Origin of the sequence: Colwellia sp. C1TZA3, assembly GCF_007954265.1 — a bacterium.
In the GTDB taxonomy this organism is placed as follows: Bacteria; Pseudomonadota; Gammaproteobacteria; order Enterobacterales; family Alteromonadaceae; genus Cognaticolwellia.
Map to the genome: position 1 here is coordinate 1 of NZ_VOLS01000097.1, position 6,643 is coordinate 6,643.

4 protein-coding genes and 1 pseudogene are annotated in these 6,643 nt (G+C 37.0%); all 5 read right to left on the bottom strand.

From position 1 onward, the window contains the following. Window positions 1-454: 454 nt before the first annotated feature. Window positions 455-1,996 (bottom strand): Na+/H+ antiporter NhaC, encoded by a 1,542-nt coding sequence (gene nhaC, locus ESZ39_RS16850; RefSeq protein WP_146881087.1) that lies wholly within the window; start codon window positions 1,994-1,996, stop codon window positions 455-457. Window positions 1,997-2,270: 274 nt separating this feature from the next. Then, on the bottom strand, window positions 2,271-2,714 hold the full coding sequence (locus ESZ39_RS16855; protein WP_146881088.1) for a phosphate-starvation-inducible protein PsiE: 444 nt from the start codon (window positions 2,712-2,714) through the stop codon (window positions 2,271-2,273). A gap of 289 nt (window positions 2,715-3,003) precedes the next feature. Then, a pseudogene (locus ESZ39_RS16860) lies at window positions 3,004-4,222 on the bottom strand (BCCT family transporter). Window positions 4,223-4,966: 744 nt separating this feature from the next. After that, window positions 4,967-5,422: a hypothetical protein gene (locus ESZ39_RS16865; RefSeq protein WP_146881089.1), complete on the bottom strand. Its 456-nt coding sequence runs from the start codon at window positions 5,420-5,422 to the stop codon at window positions 4,967-4,969. A gap of 253 nt (window positions 5,423-5,675) precedes the next feature. Then, complete coding sequence (locus ESZ39_RS16870; RefSeq protein ID WP_146881090.1) at window positions 5,676-6,383, bottom strand: Crp/Fnr family transcriptional regulator; 708 nt, start codon at window positions 6,381-6,383, stop codon at window positions 5,676-5,678. Window positions 6,384-6,643 lie beyond the last annotated feature (260 nt).

A 6,643-nucleotide genomic window follows, 5' to 3' on the forward strand; every position in this document is an offset into this window, starting at 1 on the left:
CGCAGGAAAAATAACTCAAGGTAAGGCGCTCGATTGAGCAATAGCTGGCTATTGGGAGTGAGAGCAACACAGCCTTGAGCTATTTTAACTAGTACAAGTGAGCAATAACTTAATGGGATTGGTATTAGAAGTGTGGCAAAAAATTGAGTGTGAAATTTTTAAAATTTGATCAGCTAATAATAATCAGTTGACCTTAAGTAAATGAGGCAGATAATGTAGATTGTTTTTCTAAGCATATACAATCCACTTGCTTTGTCTTTATTAGCCGATAATGCCCCAACTTCCTCATACAACATTTTGGCTTTTACCCCAATTGATGAGGAGAGAAAGTTTAATTACTTTAAACTTTTTTTCTTTTAGGCCTAATCATGAAAGCTAAGTCACTTTGTCGCTGTACTATATATTTCAATGTAGTAGAGGAATCGGTGAATTTATCCGGCTCCTAAAAAATAAGCTATGGTGGTGACTCACTTTTTTCTGACTCGTCGTCTGCATCCTCTTTCTCAGTATCTTCAACTTTTGGTGTACCATCAGAATTAAATTCAGCTATCGCTTCACCAGAGGATTCCCAATGTTCTTTTTCTTCATCTGTTGCTTTTGGCGAGAATAACCCAGTAAAAGCATAGAAAATTCCAATCACGGGGGCAGTCCAGCAAGCAAACGCAAGGGGGATATACAAAAGATTTTCTATATTGCCATCAGCAATGCCAAGACCGAGAGCTGAAATAACAAAAGCACCACCCGCGTTCCATGGAATTAAAGGCGACATTAGTGTTCCACCTTCTTCAATTCCGCGTGATAAATTCAATGTTGAATAGCCCATACCACGATAAACCGGTGAGTACATTCTTCCCGGTAAAGCAATCGATAAGTAAGGGTCACCCGCTACTAGGTTAGTTGCAAACGCCGTTCCAATGGCAGCGGTTTGGGTACCAGCAAAACTACTGACCTTACTCATAATGGCATTAATAATCGATTTCAAACAACCTGTTTTCTCTAGTGCACCGCCAAAGCCCAGAGCAATCAATATCAAGGATATTGTCCACATCATTGATTGAATACCACCACGATTTAACAGACTGTCAATTTCTCCAATACCGGTATTTATTGAATAGCCATTGTTGGCAAAGTCGAAAATTGATTGCAAACTCTCGCCTTGAACAATCATTGCTGTTGCGCCGCCCGCTACAACGCCAGCGAATAGTGATGGCATAGGGGGACATTTATTTATAGCTAAACCCATCACAATCAAAGCTGGTAATAATACCCATGCTGAAATATAAAAATTTTCATCTAAGGCATCGGTGATAGCATGAATTTTTTCAAATGAAATGCTCTGGGTGTCGATGACAAAAAATCCAACCAGCAGATATATGATGAGGGCGATCAGCATGGCTGGAATAGTCGTTGCCATCATATTTTTTATATGGGAAAAAACGTTGGTTCCAGTGACCGCAGGGGCCAAATTAGTTGTGTCGGAAAGTGGTGAAATTTTATCACCAAAAAATGCGCCTGACACTACAGCACCAGCTGTCCAATATGCAGGAATATCAAAGCCTTCTCCAATGCCCATTAAAGCCAAACCAACAGTACCTACACTCGCCCAGCTAGTGCCAAGAGAAAGAGACACTAAGGCGCAAATCACCATACCAGCAGCTAGAAATATTTCGGGTGAAAGTACCTTTAATCCAAAATAAATAATACTGGGTACTGTACCGCTGGCAATCCAAACTCCGATGAGCATACCGACCGTTATTAAAACAGAGACCGAAGGCAAAGCAACGTGAATAACGTGAAAAATGCCTTTCTCTATCTCTTTCCATTTCAGCCCAAGCTTAATTCCAACGATACTTGTAATGGCTAAGCCAATGGCAAGAGGAATGTGTGGTTCAAAAACGCCAAAGTAAAAGATTTGCGTCCCAAGAATAAGCAGCGTTAACACGACAGGCGTCAAAGCAAGTAATAAGCCTGGTTTTGTATTTTCTGTCCGTTTCATTTAAATACTCCATGTTTACTATTCATAAATTAAGGCATCAAAATGTTATATTTATTGGTATCGTTATCTCTCAATTAATTACCGGCAACCGCTTGTACTGGTTAAAAAAATCTATACTTCATAGCAAACAGATAAATACAACAGTGTACTGAGCCAGTAACCGCTAGTTTTTCAAGGCTGATAACTCATTCAAAACTTAAACTGTTTAACACTCTGACTCTAGTCTAGCTTAAACTTCGTGATTCATTCCCTGCGCAACACTTCCTAAAAATTGTCAGTCATTACGCATTTTGATAATTACAATGGCAGCAATGGAAAGAATCAATATAGCTATTGCCTCGTATAGAATATTTTCAGGCGCCATTTCTTTACCTTGCAGAACAATTAATCGAGCGATTGCAGTGATAGCAATGAAAATCGGGTAAACAAACGCCGAACGCGGATCTGAGTAGAATACCGCCACCATGCCGATGACTTCGAGATAAAGAAACATTAATAATATGTCGGCTAAAATTATCGTTTGTGCGACATAAATTGTTTGGAGCTCAAAGGCAACAGCTCCCGACGTCATCACAACGACAATAATCAATATTATCCGCTCAATTAAGTGAAAAATCCTAAGTGCCAAAACCTTCTCGTTCTCCCCCACAGCATCGTCTTTAGTGTGTTTTAACGAATCTAACTTTTTGATTTCGTCACTTTTTTTATTTGAAGTCATAAATAAAACTCATTTATCGATTAAATTTTTGTCTCGGCTCGAAGAAAGATAGTTTTTGACTGTTTTATATTGCTCTCAAATATAAAACAGTCAAATCGTTTCACACGAAACTTGCTGCTAAAAAATTAGCCTTTATTGAGTAAAGTGACTATCCCATTAGGCCATAATCAGATACGTTCGCAATTGTCGTCGACCAATAAGCTAATACAGGCATTGAAAAAATTAAGCGTTGCCGTTCAACTCCAGATAATGCTTTTTATATTGTCATGATTAATTACTTGGTTAATGTTTAGCTCGTTTTTTTAATTTTTGTGTAATCAATTTTATTTTCTTTAGGCGAACTATCTATATTGCTTACTGTTTTAAATTTACTGTAAGCAATATATGTAGTGCAACCAAAGAACAGTCCTATCACTAATGCACCTACCCATTGAATTTGTAAAAATTCCAGTTGAAATAAGAGGGTTAATAATGAAAGAGCAACAACATTTAAAGCAATATAATTAAATTTACCTAAACGCTTAACGGTTATATTTAAATTATCTGTATACAAGCGAATAAGTGAATCAACTGAATTAATCACGAACACGATACCCACAAATGCCATCGCAAAGTTTTTTAACCCCGTTGTCGGAATATCTGCTTCGTGGTACTGGTAAAGTACGCTAAACCAAACCGCGATCGGAATGGAAGGAAAAATCAACATAGCCCCCCAATACCTGATAGGTTTTTAAACCACCAACAAAACGTGAGGTAAATTGACCGATCATAATACTCCATGCAAACCACCAAAATAAATAAAACTCATGGTAGTCATTTAACGGCAATACAAAATCATTAAGATTACCAAAGTAACCACCTATCAGCGCCAAATTATCGGTAAATGCTGACACTTGACTATCAGTGCCCATAAATGCGCCAAGCCACATAAAGCCAATCAACGCCATAAATAACCAAGTGGTGGAGATACTCAAAACGCGCACATATTTAATGTCAGTGCTTGAATACACAGCAAAGCAAATGGCGGCCAGTACAATTAAATAAAAGGTGGGCACAATTGACTCACCATCGCCAATGGTAGGTAAATACCAAGGCAGGTTGGAGAGTAATAAGAAGGCAGTAAATGCACAAGTACCAATAATAACCGTGTTATTGATTACCTTGACCCAAGGAATTTCGAAAAACTGGACCTTAGGCTCTATTACACAAAAATAAAAGCACGTAACAAAGTAAAAACCCCAGATCAGAAAGCCCCAATAAGCAAATTCAATGGCTATCGGGTTTGCAAACGCATACTCAGGGTTTGTTTTTATGTCTGCATAGCCTGCAAACTCAGTCAGTGGAAACATAATCAGGCCAACATCTAAGCCTGAAGTAAATAAAATAGCAATAAAGGTAAATGTTTTCACCGGCGTAACGCCAACACAGCGTACATTCCCCCACTTAAATAAAATAAGAATAATTGCCAAAAAGGTAAAGATGATGCCTGCATTAAGCCATAAGGTCATAATTTACTCTCCAAAACAAGTCATTATACTTCATCATTTCTCCGTGATTTTAACTTCGTATTAACGTATCAAAAAAAACTTATGATGGATACTACTGCAGGCTCCACAACACATATGTACTGCAGGTGGTCTGGTTAGAACTTTGAACGACGCTGCGCAGTCTTCCAATTATTTGCTATGGCAAAGCTTGCTTAGGATTTACTCAGTGGTAGCGGTTTTTGAACCATAAAGATTTCACTACTTTGGTTTACTAAAAAATGGCCTTTGATAAAGTTTTGGCCGACAGGTATCGTCACATTAAGCTCCTTAGTGGTTAATAAGTGAATTCACTTAGTCTTTAGTTATATTTTGAAATAACTCTATAATATCTTGATTTATTGTGGTTTTTAGCTATCAAAACATATAGTTTAGCTGCAAGCTTGGCATCATCGTCGCTGATAAATTCCTTATGTGAACTGGCTAGATTTCATTGAACCCATCCAAAAAATTTAGTGCCCGCCTACTATTAAAAAGCAGATGATAGCAGCATTATTTTTACCTGAATGTGCGCTACCACACATTGAAAAAGCCAGATCTTATTTGATTAATTTACAGCAATATTAAACTTACATTAAGTAAATTTATGAACTGAAAAAAGAAGTAGTTAATGAAGATGCCCAATAGGCTGAAATAGTAGAGTAACTTAGCTTGTTACTCTGCTGGAATATTGCTAAAAATTTGAGCTTAAGAATGAAGAAAATATTGTTATAAGTCATCCATTCTTTGGACACCATGTATTATTTTCTGGTTTTTTTGATGCAAATAATTTATTAAATCCTGAATATATTCTTTGGCATCGCTATTTATTATCAATGGTGAAACTGATTTTAACCACATTTCTATTTTTTCATTTACTTCCAACAGTATTATTAATATTTCGTCACTGTTCGCACTGGGGTCTAGAGTTAAATTTTCTATATAAAATAGTAGCTGTAGGTCAATTTTATCATCAAACCACATTTCAAATATTTTAATCGGTCCATCTACCAATGAGGCCATTAAATATTCGTTTCTAACTTTTTGCTTTTCTATTAAATAATGTAAAAACATCTTAGCACGCTCTTGCTTTGTCACTTTAAGACTTCTCTCATAAAACGCTACCGTTGCGATATTTAATGTTACTAGGTGTCCAAATACTTCACTTAATTGGTGATAACGCATAACTTTCCTTTATATTCTTAATTTTTTGTAAAAATTTTCAAAGTGTACTTATACCAATCCCATTAAGTTATTGCTCACTTGTACTAGTTAAAATAGCTCAAGGCTGTGTTGCTCTCAATCCCAATAGCCAGCTATTGCTCAATCGAGCGCCTTACCTTGAATTATTTTTCCTGCGCACAACAAGATCACAAACTTAATGGAACTGGTATTATTTACCGTTGAATTGACTTTATTCGATAATGACAAGGATGTTCTAATTAAACATATCAACATAATCAGCTTTCATAAGCTGATAACACTCACACGCTTGTAACTCTAAACCTTTACGATCAACAATATCGATATTCCCTCGAGTATAGCTAATCAACTTTTTATCCTGTAATGCGCCAGCGGCAACGGTAATTCCACTTCTACGCACTCCTAGCATATCAGCAAGTAATTGATGAGTAAGATAGACAGGATTAGCATGCGCCCTATCATCGATCATTAGCAACCAACGAGCGAGACGAGGTTCAATTTGATGAAATCTCATACAAACCAATGACTTAGAACATTGCACTAATAATATATAAAGGTAGTCATTGAGTTTTTTTAACAATCGGGGATAGTGCTTTAATTGATATTGAAATTGTTCAATAGATAGTCGTAAGGCAGTTCCTGAGCCTTGTACAACAGCACGTTCAGGTGCTGAATTTACGCCTAAAATATTAGTGACACCCAACATACCTTCATTACCAATAATATACAATTCAAGCGGCGGATGCTTTGTGCCTGATCTCACCAGTGAAATAACCCCTGTTAATGGATAGAAAACATAACGGCTACTTTTGCCCTGCTCAACCAATATATCGCCAAAGGTTAAATTAACTATGTCACATTGCGCTAGAATAGTTTTTTGTAGCGGCTTGGGCAGTCCATCTAACAGCTGGTTGGTGATCTCTTGCTTCTCTTTTAATTGCATTTTTCATCTCAGTTACAGAAAAAAATAATATTGGGTTATAGAATCGTGACTAATAACACCAATGAGCAAGTGTAAGCTTTATAAAAATTCAGCACTGTGCGCTAGCAGACATTTCCAGCTGCCAAAGATTATCTAATACCAGTTCCATTAAGTTTGTGATCTTGTTGTGCGCAGGAAAAATAACTCAAGGTAAGGCGCTCGATTGAGCAATAGCTGGCTATTGGGATTGAGAGCAACACAGCCTTGAGCTATTTTAACTA

Bases quoted from the DNA above. Each gene is read 5' to 3' on its own strand.
- ESZ39_RS16855 (WP_146881088.1), bottom strand. From the start codon at position 2,714: ATGACTTCAAATAAAAAAAGTGACGAAATCAAAAAGTTAGATTCGTTA.
- ESZ39_RS16865 (WP_146881089.1), bottom strand. From the start codon at position 5,422: ATGCGTTATCACCAATTAAGTGAAGTATTTGGACACCTAGTAACATTA.
- nhaC (WP_146881087.1), bottom strand. From the start codon at position 1,996: ATGAAACGGACAGAAAATACAAAACCAGGCTTATTACTTGCTTTGACG.
- ESZ39_RS16870 (WP_146881090.1), bottom strand. From the start codon at position 6,383: ATGCAATTAAAAGAGAAGCAAGAGATCACCAACCAGCTGTTAGATGGA.